The organism is Pseudomonas sp. IT-P2 (genome assembly GCF_949767575.1).
Taxonomy (GTDB): Bacteria; Pseudomonadota; Gammaproteobacteria; order Pseudomonadales; family Pseudomonadaceae; genus Aquipseudomonas; species Aquipseudomonas pharyngis.
The window spans coordinates 62,538-81,878 of the sequence record NZ_CATKQA010000009.1 but is presented as its reverse complement, the minus strand read 5'-3'; the positions used below and the strand labels follow the sequence as shown (position 1 = coordinate 81,878).

General features: G+C 62.8%; 15 protein-coding genes. 9 read left to right on the top strand and 6 right to left on the bottom strand.

Translation table 11 applies throughout. The annotated features are described in order from the left end of the window. Positions 1-7: 7 nt before the first annotated feature. The 7 genes from ACM6JM_RS06300 (at position 8) to ACM6JM_RS06270 (ending at position 7,761) form a co-directional block, all read left to right on the top strand. A complete protein-coding gene (locus ACM6JM_RS06300) occupies positions 8-1,009 on the top strand; it encodes a polysaccharide deacetylase family protein (RefSeq protein WP_210710350.1) in 1,002 nt (333 codons plus the stop codon). After that, positions 1,006-2,325 carry a lipopolysaccharide biosynthesis protein gene (locus ACM6JM_RS06295; RefSeq protein ID WP_414881482.1) on the top strand — a complete coding sequence of 440 codons (1,320 nt, stop codon included), beginning with the start codon at positions 1,006-1,008 and terminating at the stop codon, positions 2,323-2,325. The genes ACM6JM_RS06300 and ACM6JM_RS06295 overlap by 4 nt, the downstream gene beginning before the upstream one ends. Then, positions 2,322-4,241, top strand: a complete 1,920-nt coding sequence (locus ACM6JM_RS06290) for a hypothetical protein (protein ID WP_414881481.1) — start codon at positions 2,322-2,324, stop codon at positions 4,239-4,241. The genes ACM6JM_RS06295 and ACM6JM_RS06290 overlap by 4 nt, the downstream gene beginning before the upstream one ends. A 68-nt stretch (positions 4,242-4,309) precedes the next feature. After that, entirely contained in the window at positions 4,310-4,999 is a 690-nt protein-coding gene (locus tag ACM6JM_RS06285) for a GNAT family N-acetyltransferase (protein ID WP_414881480.1), read from the top strand. A 4-nt stretch (positions 5,000-5,003) separates the two neighbouring features. Next, on the top strand, positions 5,004-6,191 hold the full coding sequence (locus ACM6JM_RS06280; protein WP_414881479.1) for a GNAT family N-acetyltransferase: 1,188 nt from the start codon (positions 5,004-5,006) through the stop codon (positions 6,189-6,191). Next, positions 6,163-6,951: a ChbG/HpnK family deacetylase gene (locus ACM6JM_RS06275; RefSeq protein WP_414881478.1), complete on the top strand. Its 789-nt coding sequence runs from the start codon at positions 6,163-6,165 to the stop codon at positions 6,949-6,951. The genes ACM6JM_RS06280 and ACM6JM_RS06275 overlap by 29 nt, the downstream gene beginning before the upstream one ends. A 117-nt stretch (positions 6,952-7,068) precedes the next feature. Further along, entirely contained in the window at positions 7,069-7,761 is a 693-nt protein-coding gene (locus ACM6JM_RS06270) for a GNAT family N-acetyltransferase (RefSeq protein ID WP_102688555.1), read from the top strand. A 49-nt stretch (positions 7,762-7,810) separates the two neighbouring features. On the opposite strand, the gene ACM6JM_RS06265 is transcribed toward ACM6JM_RS06270, so the two are convergent. Beyond that, positions 7,811-8,617 carry a class I SAM-dependent methyltransferase gene (locus tag ACM6JM_RS06265; RefSeq protein ID WP_414881477.1) on the bottom strand — a complete coding sequence of 269 codons (807 nt, stop codon included), beginning with the start codon at positions 8,615-8,617 and terminating at the stop codon, positions 7,811-7,813. A 163-nt stretch (positions 8,618-8,780) separates the two neighbouring features. On the opposite strand from ACM6JM_RS06265, the gene ACM6JM_RS06260 reads away from it, so the two are divergent. Then, positions 8,781-9,149 carry a hypothetical protein gene (locus ACM6JM_RS06260; protein ID WP_414881476.1) on the top strand — a complete coding sequence of 123 codons (369 nt, stop codon included), beginning with the start codon at positions 8,781-8,783 and terminating at the stop codon, positions 9,147-9,149. On the opposite strand, the gene ACM6JM_RS06255 is transcribed toward ACM6JM_RS06260, so the two are convergent. The 5 genes from ACM6JM_RS06255 to ACM6JM_RS06235 all read right to left on the bottom strand — a co-directional run bounded on the left by ACM6JM_RS06255 (position 9,140) and on the right by ACM6JM_RS06235 (position 17,646). Next, positions 9,140-10,576 carry a sigma-54-dependent transcriptional regulator gene (locus tag ACM6JM_RS06255; RefSeq protein WP_011333449.1) on the bottom strand — a complete coding sequence of 479 codons (1,437 nt, stop codon included), beginning with the start codon at positions 10,574-10,576 and terminating at the stop codon, positions 9,140-9,142. The genes ACM6JM_RS06260 and ACM6JM_RS06255 overlap by 10 nt on opposite strands. Beyond that, positions 10,545-12,038 (bottom strand): sensor histidine kinase, encoded by a 1,494-nt coding sequence (locus ACM6JM_RS06250; protein WP_414881475.1) that lies wholly within the window; start codon positions 12,036-12,038, stop codon positions 10,545-10,547. Before ACM6JM_RS06250 ends, ACM6JM_RS06255 begins: the two co-directional genes overlap by 32 nt. Before the next feature lie 104 nt (positions 12,039-12,142). Continuing rightward, on the bottom strand, positions 12,143-13,234 hold the full coding sequence (locus ACM6JM_RS06245; RefSeq protein WP_414881474.1) for an SCO family protein: 1,092 nt from the start codon (positions 13,232-13,234) through the stop codon (positions 12,143-12,145). Beyond that, a complete protein-coding gene (locus ACM6JM_RS06240; protein WP_103387233.1) occupies positions 13,231-16,038 on the bottom strand; it encodes a multicopper oxidase domain-containing protein in 2,808 nt (935 codons plus the stop codon). Before ACM6JM_RS06240 ends, ACM6JM_RS06245 begins: the two co-directional genes overlap by 4 nt. Positions 16,039-16,197: 159 nt before the next feature. Next, on the bottom strand, positions 16,198-17,646 hold the full coding sequence (locus ACM6JM_RS06235) for a sensor histidine kinase (RefSeq protein ID WP_414881473.1): 1,449 nt from the start codon (positions 17,644-17,646) through the stop codon (positions 16,198-16,200). Between the two features lie 318 nt (positions 17,647-17,964). Here ACM6JM_RS06235 and ACM6JM_RS06230 point away from each other — a divergent pair, with 318 nt between their 5' ends. After that, positions 17,965-19,311 (top strand): hypothetical protein, encoded by a 1,347-nt coding sequence (locus tag ACM6JM_RS06230; RefSeq protein ID WP_414881472.1) that lies wholly within the window; start codon positions 17,965-17,967, stop codon positions 19,309-19,311. Positions 19,312-19,341 lie beyond the last annotated feature (30 nt).

Sequence of the window (19,341 nt, the reverse complement as noted above, 5' to 3'; positions counted from 1 at the left end):
TCGAGCCATGGCGATCAAGCAACTGATTAAACGCACCAGCGGCTGGCTCTATCTCAACTCGTCCGTGGGGCGCAACCAGCTGCACGGCGCCGGCGTGATCCTGATGCTCCACCGGGTGCTGTCCAACGACCGCGCCGCCGACCTGCCGCACCGCAACGAACTGTGCGTCGGGCCCAAGGCCTTCGAACACTTGCTGGTGTGGCTGCGCAAGCATTTCGATTGCGTGCCGCTGATGGAGATCCTGCAACCCAATGCCTTGCGCACCGAGCGTCCGCAAGTGGCATTGACCTTCGACGACGGCTGGCGCGACAACGCCGCCAACGCCTTCCCGCTGCTGCAGAAACATCAGGTGCCGGCGAGCATTTTTCTCTCCACCGATTTCATCGGCAGCCGCCAGCGCTTCTGGTGGGAAAGCATCGGCGAAACCCTGTGGGGCAGCCATGGCGAAAAGCCGCGCATGCACCTGATCGAATATTTGCAGTCGATCCACCATCCCGTGCCGGTGCTGCTGGACGACATCGACGTGGATCGGCGCAGTCTGACCCTGTTGCATTACCTGCAAGGGCTCAAAGCGCTTGACCCGATGATGCTTGAACGCCTGACCGACGAGTGCCCGCAAGAGTCGCAACCACAGGCACTGGACTGGCATCAGGTGCGGGCAATGGAGTCTTCCGGTCTGGTGCGTTTCGGCCCCCACGGCGCCAGTCACGCCATCCTCACCGGCCTTGACGATGTGCGCCTGGGCGAAGAAATCAGCCGCAGCCGCGATGCCCTGCTCAATGGCTGCAACCGGCCGCTGCCGGTGTATTGCTACCCCAACGGCGACAACGACGAGCGGGTGCGCGAACAGATCGCCCATCACGATTACCCGTTCGCCCTCGGCACTGGCAGCGGCATCTATCGCGGCACTGGCGATCCGCTGAACCTGCCACGCTTCGGCGTCAGCCAGCGCACCGCGCGCAATCCGCAACTGCTGTCGTGGCGGATCTATCGCGGGGCGCGACCATGAGTCGAAGCAGTTACCTCAAGCATCTGGCGCTGAGCATGGGCGCCAAACTGGCGATGATCGCCCTGCGCCTGCTGAGGAATGTGCTGCTGGCGCGGATTCTCGGCCCCAGCGAACGGGGCCTGTTCGCCCTGCTCAGCACCCTGCCCGATCTGATCAGCGCCGCCACCAGCGGCGGGTTGAATTCGGCGGTCGGTTATCAGGCCGCCAAGCAGCGGCCGATGGGTTTGCTACTGGCTCAGGTGCTGGTGTTCGGTTGTTTGCTGGCGGGTCTGTTGACCTTGCTGGTGGTGGCGCTGGTGCGCGAGTTCGGCAGTGAACTGGACGTGACCCTGCAACTCGGTCTGCTGGCGTGGCTGTTGCTGCTCGCGGTGCCGTTGACCGTGCTCAAAAGCGGTCTGCTGACCTTGCACAATGCGTCCGGCGGTGTGGTCGCGTTCAATGCCTTGCGACTGGTGGAATCTTTGGCGCCGCTGCTGCTGTTTCTTGCGCTGTTCTGGATGTGGAAAGAAGCGGCCCTGGAAGCGGCGCTGATCAGTTGGCTGGCCGGCATCAGCCTCGTAGTGCTGGTAGGCTGGCTGTGGCTCAAACGCGCCCAGCCGTTGCAACTGCAATGGGATCGCGCCAGCCAGAACGAACTGCTGCGCTTCAGTGCGCGCAGCCATCCGGATCTGCTGTTCCAGCAGGTGATCCTGCGTTCCGATTACCTGTTCATCGGCGCCCTGCTCGGCAGCACCGCCCTCGGGCATTACGCGATGGCCAGCGCCGCCGCCGAGTTGCTGCTGATCGTCCCGGAAGCGGTGACCACGCCGCTGATGAAACGCCTGCTGCAACAGGACGAAGGCATGGACAAGGTCACCCCGCTCGCGCTGCGTCTGACCGCCACGGTGATGCTCGGCGCCTGCCTGACCATGGCCGTGATCGGCGAATGGCTGATCGTCACCCTGTTCGGCGTCGCCTACCAGCCGGCGTATCCGGCGCTGCTGGCGTTACTGCCGGGGCTGCTGGGCCTGTGCTACGCGAGCATCCTGCGCCTGGACCTGATCGGCAAGAACCGTCCCGGCACGGTGTCGTTGATGATGGGGCTTGGCGCGCTGCTCAACCTTGCGCTGAATCTGCTGCTGATTCCGGCCTATGGCATCGTCGGCGCAGCGGCGGCGTCATCGATTGCCTATCTGGCGGTGACCGTGGCGATGCTGGTGTTGTACTGCCGATTGAGCGGCGTGGCGTTCTGGCAAACCCTGATCATTCTGCCCAGCGACCTCACGCCGATGTGGCTGATGTTGCAGCGTCGCTTCTTACAACGGAAATCGGCATGAAAGGCCTGGCCCTGCTGCTCGGTCTCGGCCTGTCGCTGGACGCCTTCGCGGCGTCTATGCGTTGGGGCGACATTCGCGACGGCAGTCTGTACCTGCAAGCGGATCGCCCCGACACGGTGACCGTGCGCTGGGCGCCGGCGTGGCAGGCCGAGGCCAACGAAGAGCACATTTACCTGCTCGACGGCCGGGGCCAATTGCAGGGCGAGCGCTTCATCAAGGCCAGTGAAACCCGTGGCAGCCAGAGCTGGCCGCTGGCGCCGGGCGCCGCGAGTTATCAGCTGGAGATCCCCGGCTACAGCTTCCGCAGTTACCGGGTCGAACACGACGCAACCACCGTGGCGCTGTTTGCCCCGGCCAAGGTGCATTTCAGTGCAGAAACCCGTAATGGCGATGAACTGTATTTCAAGGTCGCCGCCGGTGAGCACGCGATATTGGCGGGCAAGTTTCACGGCGGGGTCAGCGCCCTGCAAGCGCAGCGGGTCGGCGACGGGCAGTACCTGACACTGGCGCTGAAACCCTATCGCGCCTATTGGCAATTCGATCAGCTGGCGTTGCCGGTCAGCGAACGCGAACAGGTCTGGCGCCTGCGTCTGCAAGGCTGCGGCAAAGCGGCATTCTGGCTCGACGGCACGGCCAATCTGTTCGCACAGACCCCGCAACAGCTCAAACCGCTGCGCTTGGACGACGGCCAGACGCGCCTGACCCTGCACGACAAAGTCCTCGGCCGCACCCCGGATCTGGGCATCGCCCTGCCCTACGTGATGCCGCCGCCCGCCAGCCATCCGGTGCTCGATGCGCTGAAACCGACGGCCGCCAGTTACTACAGTTTCGTCGACGTGACGGCGAGACAACCGCACTTCGAAGATGCATTTCGCCAGGTCTATCAGGATCGTTTCGGCATTCGTCAGGACATCACCTTGCTCGCCGGCAGTCAGCGTCAGGCCGATCTGCGCGCCGACGTGCAAAGCAACAACGGCCTCGACGCCTGGCTCGCCGGCACCCGTGCGCTGGGCGGCAAAGGCACGCACTACATCGGGTTCGCCGACGAGCCCAACCTGAATTATTCGAGCTACGAGCAATACCGTTCGATCTTCACCAGCATGGCCCGGCAAGTGCGCAGCGATCCGGCCAATGCCAAGGCCGGCGTGCGCATCGCGATGCCGGCCAGTTCGCGATTGGTCAACGGGCCATTCGCTGACAACGCAGCGAATAAGCGTGGCATCGACTGGGCCCGGCGCCTGCTGAGTGAATCAGCCGATCAGGTCGATGCGCTGGCCTGGCACGAATGGATGATTCGCGACCTGCTCGCCACTCGCGTGTACCGCGACAGCGTGCGCCGCGCTGCCGATCTGGTCGGCCTCGATGCCAAGGGCCAGCCGCGCAAAGCCTTGTTGCTGGACCAGACCAACCTGTCCAGCGGCTCGAGCCTGAGCCCCTACGATCAGGAAACCCATTTCACCTCGCTGTGGTGGGCCTCGGTGGTGATCAACGCCTCCCAGGACGGTTTGCTGACCATGCTCAACTGGTTTCAGGCCGCCGATGAGCCGCAGTACCCCAAAGGCATGTTGCGGGTGCTGGGCGATGACCGCTTCGAGTTGAAACCGGTGGGCCTGGCCCAGCAGTTCATCCAGCAACACTGGCTGCATCAAGTGCTGCGGCTGGAGAACGACGCGTTCGAAGTCGATGTGCTGGCGATGGCCGGCGACGATCAGCGCGGGCTGCTCGGTGTAAACAAAGGCACGCGCTTGCAGCATGTCGACCTCGCGGGCGCGAAATGCCCATTGAACAACGGCGCGCTGCGCTACTTCGGCGCCGACAACCGCAGCCGCGACGCGCCTTTTCGCTGTCAGGACGGCCGCGTGCGTTTCGAGCTGCCGGGACAGACCCTGTTTGCCCTGCGCTGGAGCGCCTCATGACCGCCCTGTTGATGTCCGGCCGCGCTGGCCCTTGGCCGCGCGATGACTCGTCATCAGGAGCAACGACCATGAACATGCTGCGCAAACTGACTGAAAACCTACGGCAGAAAGGACTCACTGCCACCGTGAAAAAGGTCTGGAAACACTACGTCTTTTCTCATCAGGAACTGCTGTGGATGGAGCGCGATCTGGTCAGTCCGGTACCGCCCCACAGCCTCAAGCCTTACCCGCCGCTGCGGGTGGTGAAAATCACCCCGGGCAACGTCAGCGCCTTCGCCCGCCACTTCGGCGACCGCGTCGGCACCATGGCGGAACTGGCCCGGGAACATCACACCGGGCACATGCACCTGGACGATCAGGGCAATGCGGTGGCGTTCATCTGGGGCAGCGCCCGGGACTACTTCGACCGTCACTACTACGGCTGCCTGTTTCCGGTGAAAGCCGGCGAGTTCTTCGAGTTCGGCGGCGAACTGACCCGCTCGTATTGGGGCACAGAGCTGTCGGTGGATCTGCAACTGGAACTTTGGAAAGCCATGGCCGCCCAGGGCTGCGACAAGGTGGTCGACGTCTGCGAATTCCACAACATCCCGGCGCTCAAGCTGCACCTGCGCATGGGCTATACCGAACAGGGCCGGATCATGAACATCTACAAACTGTTCGGCCGCTGGCGCTTCTACCGCGAAACCCGCTACAGCGGCTCGCGCCTGGAGGCACTGCGCAAACCTTCCCGTCCACCTGTCACAGCAACGGTGACCTGAATCTATGGCGCGATTCGAATGGCGCACCTCGTTGTGCGCACCCGACTTCCCGGCGGCGGCCTATGAAGCGCTGCGCCTGCGGGTGACGGATCACACGCCGTTCAACAGCCTCGACTGGCTGTGTGCGGCAGAGCAAGCGCTCGACACGCACGAGCGGCTGCACGTATTGCTGGGTTGGGAAGCGGACGAATTGCGCCTGTGCCTGCCGCTGGTGGCGAGCCGTGAGCGGTTTTTCGGATTGCCATTTCGGGTGGTGCATCACCTGGGTTATCCGCTGGCCGATCGCCTGGCGTTGTTATCGGTTCTGGACGCAGAAAGTATGCGCCAGGCCCTGCGGCTGATTCGCCAGCGCGTGCCCCACGCCCTGTTGCAACTCAACGAAATCGCCGAACCGGTCGGCGCCGAAAGCGTGCTCACCGAATGGATGGCCCACAGCTCCACCGGCGAACGTCGCTTGAGCTGCCGGGTGCCGGTGCACCTGATCAGCGACGCCGACCGCCAGGAAGTCTCGGGCGATCCGCGCTACAAACTGCGCCGGGCGCGCAAGCGGATTGCCGCGTGCGGCGCCGAAGTCCGGCGGATCATTCCCGACGCGACCAGCATGGGCCCGTTGCTGCAGGCCATCAGCGAAGTCGAAGCGGTCAGTTGGAAAGGCGACGAAGGCGTCGGGATCTTTGCCAGCGACCGCAGCCGCCGCTACATGGAAAACGCCTTCACCGCCCTCGCCGCTTCCGGCCGGGTGCGCGTGGTTATGCTGGAACTCAACGAACGTTGCATCAGCTATCGACTCGGTCTGTTCGAACAAGGCCGTCTCTACGATTACAACCTCGCCTTCCTGCCGCAGTACGCCGATCTGGGCAGCGGCCGGGTGTTGCTGGAGGAATGGATTCGCTGGGGACTGGATGACAACTGGCGCTGGATCGATGCCTCGCGGGTCAGCCTGGAAAACTCCAGCCATCAACTGCACGAACGCATGACCGGACAACTGGAGCACTGGCGCTGGAGCTTCTACTCGTGGCGCCCGAGCGGTCTGTTGCTGGGGCTCGGGCTGCGCGTCTGGCACCGGCTCAAACCTGCGTTGCAACAATGGCGGGCGAAGCATGCGGCGGCCAAAGCGGCGGCCATTGCGACACCTGTGATCAACCCCGGCAAGGAGGGCGAACATGCCACGCCAAGTCATAGTCAACGCTGACGATTTCGGCCTGAGCCCGAACGAAAACGCGGTGATCCTCGGTGCGTTCCAGGCCGGGGTCATCAGTTCCGCTACCGCCATGGCCAACATGCCGGCGTTCGAAGCGGCCTGCGCCATGGCCCGGCTGCCGCTGCTGGAGGGCCGGATCGGCCTGCATTTCAACCTGACCTACGGCCGGCCCTTGAGCCGGGCCATTCTCGAGCGTCGCACCTTCTGCGACAGCCACGGCGTGTTCGACCTCAACCTGCCTCGCCACAGCCTGTGGCTGAGCCGCGAAGACCGCGAGGCGGTGCAGGAAGAATTGCAGGCGCAGTGGCAGCGCTGCGTCGATCACGGCGTGCGTCCCAGCCACCTCGATTCGCATCAGCACGTGCACAACATCTGGCCGATCGGCGAGATCGTCGCGCGCTTCGCCGCCCATCAAGGGGTGCCCGTGCGCCTGGCGCGCAACCAGGGGCAAAACCTCAGCCTGCCCAAGCGCCTGTTCAAGGGGTTGCTCAACCGCCGATTGCAGGGATTGGCCGGGGTCACGGCCGATTACGTCTGCACCCCGGTGGACCTGCGCAACGCTGCTGCGCCGACCGACGGCGTGCTGGAAATCGTCGCCCATCCGAACCAGCTCGGGGCGGATTTCGGCGACGCCTATCTGCCACCCGAAGAGTCCCTGAGCCGCTTGCTAGAGCAGCGGCTGACGGGGGTTCCACGGGTTTCCTATGCCGATCTGAACAAGGATTTTTTGCGGGGTGCCGAGGCGATCTGAACCGTTACACAACTTGCAATACATTCAAAGCTGGCGCTTTGACATGAACTTGCAGGGCTGATCTATACCCACAAAAGCGTCATCCACAACACCCGGGCTCCGGCCTCGGAGGGCATCATGAGCGTCATTGAAAAGCTGCGCGAACGTATCAAGCAAAAAGGCCTGGGCCGTACCTTCGGCACGTTGTGGAAACGCTACGTGTTCTTCCATTGGGAACTGTTGTGGATGGAGCGCGACCTGGTCAGCCCGGTACCGCCGCACAAGCTGCGCCCCTACGACGGCCTGCGCAAAGTCGACATCACCGCCGAGAATGCCGGCGCGTTCGCCAAACACTTCGGTGACCGGGTGCAGACCATGGCCGAACTGGCCAACGAAGGCCACACCGGGCACATGTACCTGGATGCCGACGGCCATGCGGTCGGGTTCATCTGGGGCAGTATTCGCGACTACCACGACCGCCACTATTACGGCTGCACCTTCCCGGTCAAACCCGGCGAGTTCTTCGAGTTCGGCGGTGAAATGATCCGCGCCTACTTCGGCAGCAGCCTGTCGGTGGACGTGCAGGTCGCCCTCTGGGAAGCCATGGCCGCCCAGGGTTGCAACAAGGTGGTGGACGTCTGCGAAACCCACAACATCCCGGCGCTGAAACTGCACATCCGCATGGGCTACCACGAACAGGGCCGCGTCACCCACGTCTATTGCCTGTTCGGCAAATGGCGGTTCTTCCGCGAAACCCGCTACGAAGGCTCACGCCTGGACCCACTGCGCAAACCGGGACGGCCGGTGGTGACGGCGGCTGCGCAGGCTTGAAACAACGAAGGCGGCCATTCGGCCGCCTTCGTAATGCTCCATTCGCGCCTCAGCGCTTCACCCCCACCCACGTAAAACACAGCGGCATCTGCGCCTCGCGGTTCTGGTACTGGTCATACACTTCTTCCCGGTTCGAGTGCGGGTATTCCTTGAAGTGCGAGATGTTCAGGCCGGCCTCGAGGGCGGCGGTGAAGATCGCGCCGAGGGTGTGCACGAACCAGTAGGACTTGGCCGCCGGCTGTTCGACCTTGCCGACGTAGACGATCGGTTTTTCAAGCACGAACGGTTCTTTACGGAAATACGAGCTGGCGAAACGAAACGGGTCCTCGGCCTCGGGGTCGACCATTTCCAGGAACGGGTGGGTTTCGTAGATCACCAGTTGTCCCCCCGGTTTGAGAGTCGAGGCGACGTGGCGGAAGAATTCGCCGATGTCGGGCATCCAGTTGAGGACGCCGATGGTGATCAGTGCAACGTCAAAACGGCCGCGCAGCGATTCAGGCAAATGATGAATATCGGCTTCGATGAATTCGGCGTTGTGCGGCGAACGCTTGTTCAGTTCGCGGGCCTGTTCGAGAAACGCGCTGGACTGATCGATGCCGACCACATTCCGCGCGCCGAGGGCGAACAGTGACAGGCTTTCGCGGCCGTTGTTGCAACCCGGTTGCACGACGTCTTTGCCATCGACACCGACCTGCTCGAGCAAACCGCGCAGGGTGTCGTCGAGGCAGGAAAAATCCGCCTGCGCAACCTCGGTCAGCAAGGCCTGCCAATCGGGCGAGTCCTGATGATGACGGGCGGAATCATTCCACGCCTGACGATTGCTCTCGACGGCATTTTTATTGTTTGGCACTTCCATGGCGCACTCCGGGCGATGCTCACCATTGAGCGGCCCGAGTCTAGTTCAGCCTCGCGCTACAGGTTGTTGCGAACTTGTAAGCCGACCACGCCTGCACCAACGCCTGCACCGCGGGCAGCTATAGTTAATAGCCTTGGGGAAATCCGCTTCCACAGGTGCTGCCATGGGAATGTTCAATCGACTGCTGTTGTCCGCCTGTCTGCTCGCCGCCGCCCAGGCGCAGGCGCTGGACAGCAACTTCAACTACTACGGGGCGGACCAGCCCTTTGCCCACCCTGCTCCACCGTCGCTGTCGGCCCAGCCGCCCCGGCCGTTCGATGACACGCCGCCACAGGACTTCATCGTCATCCCGGATCGCCGTGTATTCCATGACTCGCAACTGCCCACCGTGGCCGATGCGACGGTGCGGGTGTTTATCCGCACCTACGATGCCGAGCGCGGCATTTACGTCAACGACGAAGTGCTGGATCCGACGTGCGTGCTCGAATGCCTGAGCCCGCCGAATCCAAGCAGCACCGCCGTTTACCACTGACGCTTGTCCGGGCGCGCCAGGCCGAGCTTTTCGATGCGGTAGCGCAGCATGTCGCGGCTCAGGCCCAGCAGGCGCGCCGATTTGGTGACGTTCCAGTCGGTCTTGTCGAGCATCTTGCGCACCATGTCGCGTTCGACTTCCGGCAGGTTCATCGATTCGGTGTTGCTCGCCGGGCGCGGTTCGAAGTGCGTGTGCGGCACCTCGTGCTGATGTTGCGGTGGCAGCTCATCGCACAGGCTCATGCACACGTTCAGTTGATGCGCGGCGATGGTGTCGTTCGGCGCCAGCAGCACGGTCTGTTCGAGCATGTTGCGCAGTTCGCGCACGTTGCCCGGCCAGGTGTAACTGAGCAGCAGCTCCTCGGCCTGATCGCTGAAGTGCAGGTTCGGTTTGCCATAGCGCTTGCCGTGGCTGGCGAGGAAGTGCCGGGCCAGCAGCAGGATGTCTTCGCCACGGGCGTACAGACGCGGCACCTTGATCGAGATGATCCGCAGCCGGAAAAACAGATCACGGCGGAACTTGCCCTGCTGGACCATCTGCTCAAGGTTGCAATTGGTGGCGCTGATCACCCGCAGGTTGACCTTGCGCTCCTTCACCGAACCGACCCGGCGAATGGTGCGATCCTCCAGCAGTTTCAGCAGTTTGGCCTGGAGCACCAGATCCATTTCACCGATTTCATCGAGAAACAGCGTGCCGCCATCAGCGGCTTCCACCAGCCCGACCCGGCGGTCCTTGGCATCGGTGAACGCGCCTTTCTCGTGGCCGAACAATTCCGATTCCACCAGATTGGCCGGAATCGACGCGCAGTTGAATTCAATGAACGGGCCTTTGCTGCGCGCGCCGTCGAAATGCAGCGCACGGGCCACCAGTTCCTTGCCGGTACCGGTTTCGCCCTCCACCAGCACCGGCGGCAGATCGCCGTTGGCCATGCGCCGCTCGGCGTCGAGCAACTGGCCGATGGTGTTCTTCAGGTGCAGCATCGGCGCTGACTCGCCGATCAGCGCCTGCACCCCGGATTTCTGCGCCTCGCGCTCCTGGTAGAACGACAGCGTGCGCTCCATCCGTTCGGTGGCCAGGGCCTTGTCCAGCAGCAGTTTGAGTTCCGGCAGCGCAACCGGTTTGGTGACGTAATGAAAGGCGCCCTCCTTCATCGCGACCACCGCGTCTTCGACGTTGCCGTAGCCGGTCATCATGATCACTTTCAGGTCCGGCGCGCTGATGCGCAGCTTCTGGATCAGATCGTGACCGCTCATGCCCGGCAGCGAGTTGTCGGTCAGGACGATGTCCGGCATGAAGCTTTCCAGTTGCCCCAGCGCGTCCTCGGCCGAGTGGCAGACCGTCACCTCGAAGTCCTTGCGCTCCAGGTAGGTCTGAATATTCTCGGCCAGCAGTTCGTCATCCTCGACCAGCAGAATGCTGTGTTCCATATTCCCCTCCCGATGCCACTCTAAAGTTGAGACTGACGCGGGTTCCTTCCTGCTCGCGGCTGGTCAGCATGACCGAACCCTGAAACCGCTCCATGATTCGCTTGACCAGCGCCAGGCCGACCCCGAGGCCGCCCTGTTTGGTGGTGAAAAACGGTTTGAACACCTGTTGTTGCTGCTGCGCGCTCATGCCTTTGCCGGTGTCGCTCAGGGTCATGCGCACCTGACCGGACTGCGCCGTTTCAATCTCGACACTGAGTACGCCGCCTCTGGGCATCGCTTCCAGGGCGTTGGCAAACAGGCTATTGAGTATTTGCGTGAGCAGCACCTTTTGACTGACGACCGGCGGGCAACTTTGTGGAGTGAATCGCACTTCGACGCCATTGCGCCGGATCAGCGCGTCAAATGCTCCCAAGGTGTCCTCGACCGCCGCCAGCAGGTCCACCGCCTCGCCGTCATCACTCATCGGGCGCAACGACACCAGCAGCTCGCGCACCCAGCGCGACATGCGGTCAACCTGGCTGATGATGTCGCCGATGTTGCGCTGTGCCCCCGGGCTGGCGATTTCCTGGGCCAGCTCGGCACTGGAACGAATGGTCGCCAGCGGGTTGCGCAGGCTGTGGGCCACCGCCGAGGACATCTCGCCCAAAGCGACGAAGGTCTCGTTGCTGATCAACTGCTGTTGCTGGCTCTGCAACAGGCTCGAGGCGCGCCGCACGATCCAGAACAAACCGAGGTAAATCACCGCGCCGCCGAGGATGGTCGCGGCCCAGATCGAGGCGAATCCACGGTCGATGCGGTCCACCAGATCCGCCGGTTCCTTGTAGATCTCGACCATGGCGATGACTTTGCTTTTGTCGGCGTTGAACATCGGGATGTAATTTTCGATGAACAGGTATTTGGGTTCGCGGGATAGCCGCTGCTCGGGTTTTTCATCGTCGATCTTGTGATAACTGGAAGACACCGGGACTTTCATCTCGAACGACTCATCCAGCTCGTCGTCGTCTTCAAACTTGACGTTGATCAGTTCGGGGTTGGTCGACCAGATGACCGTGCGGTCCAGGGCGTACACCGTGGCCAGCAGAACGTCCGGCAAGTGTTCGACATGATCGAGAAACTCGGCACGGGCCATTGCATGGGACAGCGGATCGACGTCGGGGTAGTTCCCGTCCTGGCGCGAGTCGAGCATCTCGCCCATGGTCCGTTGCGGCGTGATGTTGGCATGGCGCATTTCCGCATCGCCGATGGCCTGCACGAATTGCGCGGTGAGCAGCGCGTCACGCTCTACGCTTTCGGTGACCACGAAACGCGTGGAGATGTAGCCCAGCCCCAGCGCCACGGCCGCGATGATGAAAAAACTCGCCAACGAAAACCAGCGCAACAGATTGAACTGCCCGCCCCAGCTCTTGATGGCCGCCAGCGCGAGGTTCGGTGCCGATGTTTTCTGTTCTTCCAGTCGTTGCATGGGGATGCCCTGGCGTTCTGGTATCGAGCCGGTTACAGCCGCCCTCTCGAATGAGTGTAGGTGGCAATGACCGTGACACACGGTTCAATGATGCTATTTAGCCGCTACTGCATACGACTCACCGTTTCGCTGGCAGAAGCCGGTTTTACTGGCGTCAATGCCCCGTCGGCCAAGGGCTGCACGGACGGATGCTGACGCTCGGTTTCGGCACTCAAAAAGTCGATGATCGATTGCGCTGAAGCTTCATCCAGACGCAGATTCGGCATCGGGATGCGCTCGTATTGCTCGAACAGTTGCAGTGCGATCGGATCTTTCTCCGCCAGCACCCGATCCGGTTCGCGGATCCAGCGATTGAGCCAGGCCGCGTCACGCTGACGGGTCACGCCGATCAGGTCCGGGCCGATGTTGCGCATGCCGATGCCTTCGCCGTCCTGCGGGCCGAGGCTGTGACACGAAGCGCAGCGGGTGCGGAACAGTTCTTCACCATTGCTCGGCGGCCGGATCTGCGGGGCGTCGGCGTAGCTTTCTTCGGTGCTGGCCTGCTTCCAGTTCTGCAGCGTGTTGGCGAGTTGGTCGGCGAGGATCCAAGGGTTCTCGAACGGCGAGGCTTTCATCCAGCGCCCGGTGCTCTGGTTACCGACGATCAGGCTCAGGTTGTGATCCTTGGTCCGGCCGTTGTCGACGCCTTCGATAAACAGCCCGAGTTTCTTGCGCAGCTCGGTGACGTCTTCGAACTCGCCGGTGAGGAATTTCCAGCCGGGGCCGACCTTGAAGCGTTGCGCATAGGCCTTGAGCACTGCGGGGGTGTCGCTCAACGGGTCGATGGTGATCGAGTAGAAAAAGATGTCTTTCCCGACCCGATCCCCCAGCAGTTTCTGCACCTGGCGCAGGCGCGCGGTCTCCAGCGGGCAGGAGTCGCTGCACGAGGTGAAGATGAAGTTGATCACCACCACCTTGTCTTTGATCAGGTCATCGAAAAACCGCACCTGCCGACCGTCCTGGTCGGTCAGCAGGGTGTTGGGGAAATAGTCGCCACCCCACGGGGTGGCGGATTCACTGGCGCCTTCGGGCTGCGCCTGATGGGCGATGAGCACCTGGCTGCCGAGCAGGCAGGTGACCAGCACCAGAATCAGGTGCATGCCCAGGGCGCGGGAGCGCGGCGTTGGCTGGGTCATGTCGGCTCCCTCCCTTTTCATGGTTTCACGGTCACTTGCGGGCCGAAGCCGTCGCCGGTGCGGAAGGTTGGCAGCGCGGCGGAGTTGACGTAGCGCACGCCATCCCAGCTCGGCAGCGGTGTCGGCATCAACTGCAGTTGCCCGGGTTTTTCCAGGTCCCAACGCAGCAGCATCGAGTTGTCCTCATGCTGGGTGTTGTGACAGTGCTCCATGTAAGTCCCGGCGAACTCGCGAAAGTTGATCGCCATTTCGACGCTGTCCAGCCCGTCGGCTTCGGAGCCGATGCGATAGACGTCCTTGCGCGCCCATTTTTCCCACTCAGGCGGGGCCTTGCCGCCACGGCTGAGGATGATCCCCTCCTCGAAGTGCACGTGTACCGGATGGCTCCAGCCCGTGCCACCGGCCTTGATGTTCCACACTTCCAGGGTGCCGATGCCGCTGACTCCGGCGTCGGTCGGGCCGCTGGCCAGTTTGGTCGAGGCATTCAACCGGCGCGGGTCCATATGGAAGCCGAAACCGCCATCGGTCTTGATCGTCCACGGCGCTTCATCGGTGCCGTCGGAGCGGCCGAAGATGAAGGTCCGGTGCAAGGCCTTGGCCAGCAGCGCCTTGTCGGCAGCGTTGTCACGGTGGATCTTCAGCGGAATCATCACCATGCCTTCGGCCTTGCCCGGTTTGGCTGGCTCATAAGCGGCCGGGTTCATCGACAGATCCTGGCCGGTATAAGCCTTGACGTTGAGTTGCAGGACCTTGCCTACCACCGGGTCGCCCCGGTCCCATTGCGGGCCCTTGCTGGTTTGCTTGATGACCGCCAGGTATTTCTCCGAAAGCACGTCGGCCAGCGGGATCACTTCTTTCGGGCCTTTGCCGTCGTCCTGGGCCTGCAGGTTGACGAAGAACAGCTTGTCGCCCGGTTTGATGCCGTTTTTCGCGAAGTTGACGATGATGTCGAACCGCTCGGCGATGCCTTGGGTCGGCAGAATCGCGTTGTGGTTCTGTTTGTCGCCGTCGGCATCCAGGTCCATCGAGCCGTCGAACGGCACGCTGTGTTCCATGATGTTGCCGTCGTTGGCGATCATGTGGAACGGCACCCGGCTGTAGGACACACCGGAGTTTCTCGGCCCCTGGAATTCGCCGCCGGTGCCTTTGACTTCACGCACCAGCGCGAGCTTGAAGTAGCGCGACACCGAACCGTTGAGGAGGCGGAAGCGATAACTGCGGGCCCGCACGTCGAGGGTCGGTTTCCACTGCCAGTTGACCAGCACCTGATCGCCGATGAAGCCATCGGTGTTGAACGGGTTGAACCACAGCTGACCCTGCTGATCCCAGGCCTTGTCGGCGAACACCAGGTTGACGTCGTAGTCGCGGTTGCCCCACGGCAAGGCGCTGCCGCTGGGGAAACGCAGGTTGACGCCGTCGTTCACCGATTCGTTGCCACGGTCCAGGGCGCTGTAGTAGTTCATCATCGCCGCGTTGCCCTTGTAGACGTTCTGCGCGGTAAAATCGAGCATGTGGTCGTGGAACCAGTGGGTGCTCATGGTTTCGCGCCAGTCGCCACGAATCTTGATGGTGCCGTGATCGCAGGTCTTTTTCGCAGGCTGCAGGTCGTTGACCCACAGGGTTTCCCCCGGTGCGCAGGGGAATGCGGCGCGTGGATCTTCAGCCTTGGTGTTGATGCTGTCGTAACCGGCGAGCTGGATCGGCCAGCGATAGTCGTAAAACTGGCCGGGGAAGAAGAACGCGTTGGCATAACCGTCGCTTTCCGCTGGCGCGTGGCCGTTGTGCTCATGGGTGGTGATGGTGTGCAGACCGAAACCGCGGTTGGCGGAAGGATCAATCGGCAAACCGTTGTAGTGCCGCATCAGCACCGGTTGGCCGTAGCGCACCATCAACAGTTTCGGCGGCAGCGTGCCGTCGAAAGTCCACACCGAGTTGTGGTCCTGCACCGGCATCGCCGGGTGGAACCGTGGGTCGACACCCTTGGCTGTGCCATCCGTCGCCGGCACGCCCGCGACGTTGTGGTACAGACCGCCGGGGCCGAACTCGCCCACCGCATAACCGTGCATCTGCCGACTGTCACGCAGGCCGCCGTTCAGACGCGCACCGGTCTGCACGGTCTTGTAGGCGACTTGCGGGTAGAACTCGTTCCAGCGCTGATGAGCCCAGCCTTTTCCCGGTGGCCGGCCTTCGGCGGAGGAACCGATGTGACGATTGAGGAACAGTTCGATCTGCGCCTGCCACGGGTTGCGGTCAACCACGTTGGCGTACTGGCTCGGAAATGGCGTGAGCCCCGGTTGACGCAAAAACGCATCCAGCGCCGTGCCGGGAGGCGCGCTGCGGGCGATGTTGTTCGGGTCTTGCGCCGGCGCCGGGCCGATGGCCGCTGGCGGGAAGCTCAACGGCGCGGCCGGTGTGGTCGGGTCGAGTTTTTCCGGGCCGAACTCTTCGAACAGCACCAGTTGCTGAGTGAACGGCTGGGCACCGTACAGCGGGCTCGGCTTGCCGTTGGTGGGGTAATTGAAACTGGTCTGGACGGTGGGCGGCAGGATGTTTTCCGTGCGCGTCGTGTCCCGCGTGCCTTTGACCCCGTCGGGCAGATCGAAGGAGTCCTGGTTGGCCTCGGGCATCGTCAGGATGGCGTTGAGGGCACCGGCGCGGTCTGCGGGCTCGTCGTAATACGCCGACGGGTCGGACGCTTCCGGCTGATTCTCGTCGTCGATCGGGCTCGCTCGAACCCCGGTCATCTGGCCGAGGGTCAACATCAGAAAGACGCTCAGTGGCGTCAACAGGAAGAGTTTTTTGGGGTCATGCGTTGCTCTGTCCATCACCAGCCGCCTCATCTAAGGAAGGGGTGATGGTGTTTTGCAATTACCTCGCCAAAAAATCATTTCCAGTTGTAACAGGTACTTGGACGCGCTGTTGCATTCCCCACTCCCCGGTGACCGGGGCCTGACACCCACTGCTGGGGGAAAGTTCACCCCAATTTACTGAATGAGCTGAAACGCCAGACGAACGGTGGTGCCCTCGCCTTCGCGGCTGTCCAGGCTCACGCCGCCGCCGAAGCGTTCCATGATCCGTTTGACCAGCACCAGGCCCACGCCGAGGCCGCCCTGCTTGGTGGTGAAGAATGGCCGGAACGCCATGCTGCGCTGTTCCTCGTTCATGCCTTTGCCGGTGTCGCTGAGCATGACGCTCACGCCACGGCTGTCGCTCGGTTCGAGGGTGATGGTCAGCGTGCCGCCCTTCTCCATGGCTTCCAGCGCGTTGGCCAGCAGGCTGTTGAGGATTTGCGTGAGCTGCACCGGCTGGCTCAACACCATCGGCGTCTGCTGAGGTTGAAACACCACCTGCACGCCGGCCCTGGCGATCTGCTGCTCGAACGCCGTCAGGCTGTCATGCAGCGCCGCCACCAGGTTCACCGGTTCCGGGTCGTCATTGAGCGGTCGCAACGATTGCAGCAGTTCGCGCACCCACTTCGACATGCGGTCGACCTGGCCGATGATGTCCTTGATGTTCTTTTGCGCCGGGCCGGCGTCGAACTCCAGCGCCAGTTCGGCGCTGGAGCGGATGGTCGCCAGCGGATTGCGCAGACTGTGGGCTACCGCCGAGGACATCTCGCCCAGCGCGACAAAGGTTTCGTTGGCGATCAGTTGTTTTTGCTGGGCCGCCAGCAGAATCGCCGCCCGCCGCACGATCCAGTACAGCCCCAGGTAAATCAGCCCGCCGCCCAGCGCGGTGGCCAGCCAGATCAGCGTCAGCCCACGCTCCATGCGGGCGATCAGGTCCTTGGGCTCTTTATAGATTTCAACCATCGCCGTGACGTTCTTGCCCTCGGCGTCGAACAGAGGAATGTAATTCTCGATAAAGATGTATTCCGGGGGGACGACGAACTTCTGTTCTTCACGGCCCTTGTCTACGTTGTGGTAACTCGCCGACACCGGGATCCTTTGATCGAACGCCCGGTCGAGGTCTTCGTCGGCATGAATGCGAGTGTTGACCAGCGCGGGATTGGTCGACCAGATCACGGTACGATCCGGCGCATAAATGTTGGCGAGGATCACATCCGGCAAATGCTCGATGTGATCAAGAAACTCACCCCTGGCGCTGGCTCGGGCCGCCGGGTCGACGTCGGGAAAGTCCTTGTCCTGGCGCGGGTCGAGCAATTCGCCCATGGTGCGGATATTGGGGATCGAGACGTGGCGCACCTCCGCCGCCGCAATCGCCTGGATGAACTGCGCAGTGAGCAAGGCATCGCGCTGCACGCTTTCTTCGATCACGAACCGTGTCGACACCGCCCCGAGCGCCACCGCCACGGTGCCGATCACCGCCATGCTGATCAATGAAAACCAGCGCAACAGGTTGAACGGCTGCTTGCGCGAGTTCAGCCGCTGGCTGCCCTCCTCGACCGGTAGCGATTGTGACTGCATGTTCATGGCGGCGACTTCCCGAAACGTCCCTATAGGGTTATAGCCCACGGTTGGGTGTTTGCCCGGATGCGGGGGGTGAACGGCCCCACACTCAGCCGATTTCCCGGTCAGGGAAAAACCGCCAGGCGTTCATGCCCCCACAATCCCCAATCCTGGGGACAGTCGCCCTATCCGGACGTTTGCCCTCTTCCCGCGTATCCAGCTTCCAACCCTTGCGCCACGGGCCTTTGCCGCCGGTTGGCCAATCGTTGGTATGGAAGTTGTAAAGCCCTCAGCAACTGACCCAACCCCACGGGGCAGGTACTTCGATAGAGGGATTAACTCATGCACCCTTTACTGTCCAAAACCGCGACCGTCCTGGTCGTGAGCGCCTTGGCCCAGGGCATTGCCCAGGCCGCTCTGTTCGCCGTCGACCCGGGTCCCTACACACCGGCCAATGGCGGTTTCGCCAGCTGGTATCAGGACACCCACGGTCGCACCCTGGATCTGTGCCTGTCCAAAGCACTCAGCTCCCGCGTGCCGAGCACCCCGGGCGCCCCGTCTTACATGTGCTCGCTGCTGCCGACCCCCGGCGTGTTCGATGACACGCAACCGCTCGTATTCCCCACCAACTTCCCCGATGAAGCCTTCTGGTTCACTGGCGATACCTCCATCGTCGATGCGGCACGCGGCATCAATCTGACTTACGTCAGCGCCGTCGAGGCTGCCTTTGCCGCCGGCGATCCGGTGGAGGGCGACCAGATCAGCTTCGCGCGGATCCGCATCCGGGTCGATGTGCCCACCGCCGGCACCTACGTCATCACCCACCCGTACGGCGTCGATGTGTTCACCGTCGATACCCCCGGCCGGCGCGCGATCAACATGACCCGCGACATCGGCATCGGCACCCCGCAAACCTACGACGGCGCCCTCAAGGGTGACATCGGCCCGTTCCTGCGCAGCGTCAACGGGCCGTACACCGAGACCAATCCGTTGACCGGTGCGGCCGAACAGTTTGTTGGCGATCCGAACCTCAACGAAGCCGTGACCGGCAGCCCGTTCAACACCAACTACGTACGCATCGAAGGCCCGGGCGGTATTGACCTGCGCAGCACGACCTTCGCCGTGTCCGGCAAGTTGTCGACAGTGGTGCGGCCAACGCCTCTGATCACCGAGCGCAGCACCTACTCGCGCAAGCCCGGTGAAAGCGCACCAGTGGCCCAACAAGACGTGTTCGTCAAAGCCCCGCCCGCGCCGGGCACCGCCGCCATCACCAGCAGCACGCCCGTGGTGAACATGACAGAAGCCGACAGCACCGGCAGCTGGTACGCGCAATCGGCGGTCAACCCGACCTTGCCGGCCGTGTTGCAAGTGACCGCCGACAACCACCTGGCGATCGCCACCAGTTCGCCGACCACCCTGCCCATGACCCTGACCGACCTGGTGGTGATCCAGCGCGCCGAGTACAGCCTCACTTCCGGGCAATTGACCGTGGTGGCCTCGACCAGTGACGAAACCTCGCCACCGGTGCTCACCGCCACCTCCGACACCGGCGCCGCTATCGGTGCGCTGGGTGGCGACGGTGCGGAGAAAACCCTGGCCACCGGGATCACGCCGATACCACCGGCCAAGGTTCGGGTGACGTCGTCCAACGGCGGCAGCGATACCGAAGAAGTGGTCATCGTGCAATGAACGCTCACATGCCCAGATCCGCATCAGGAG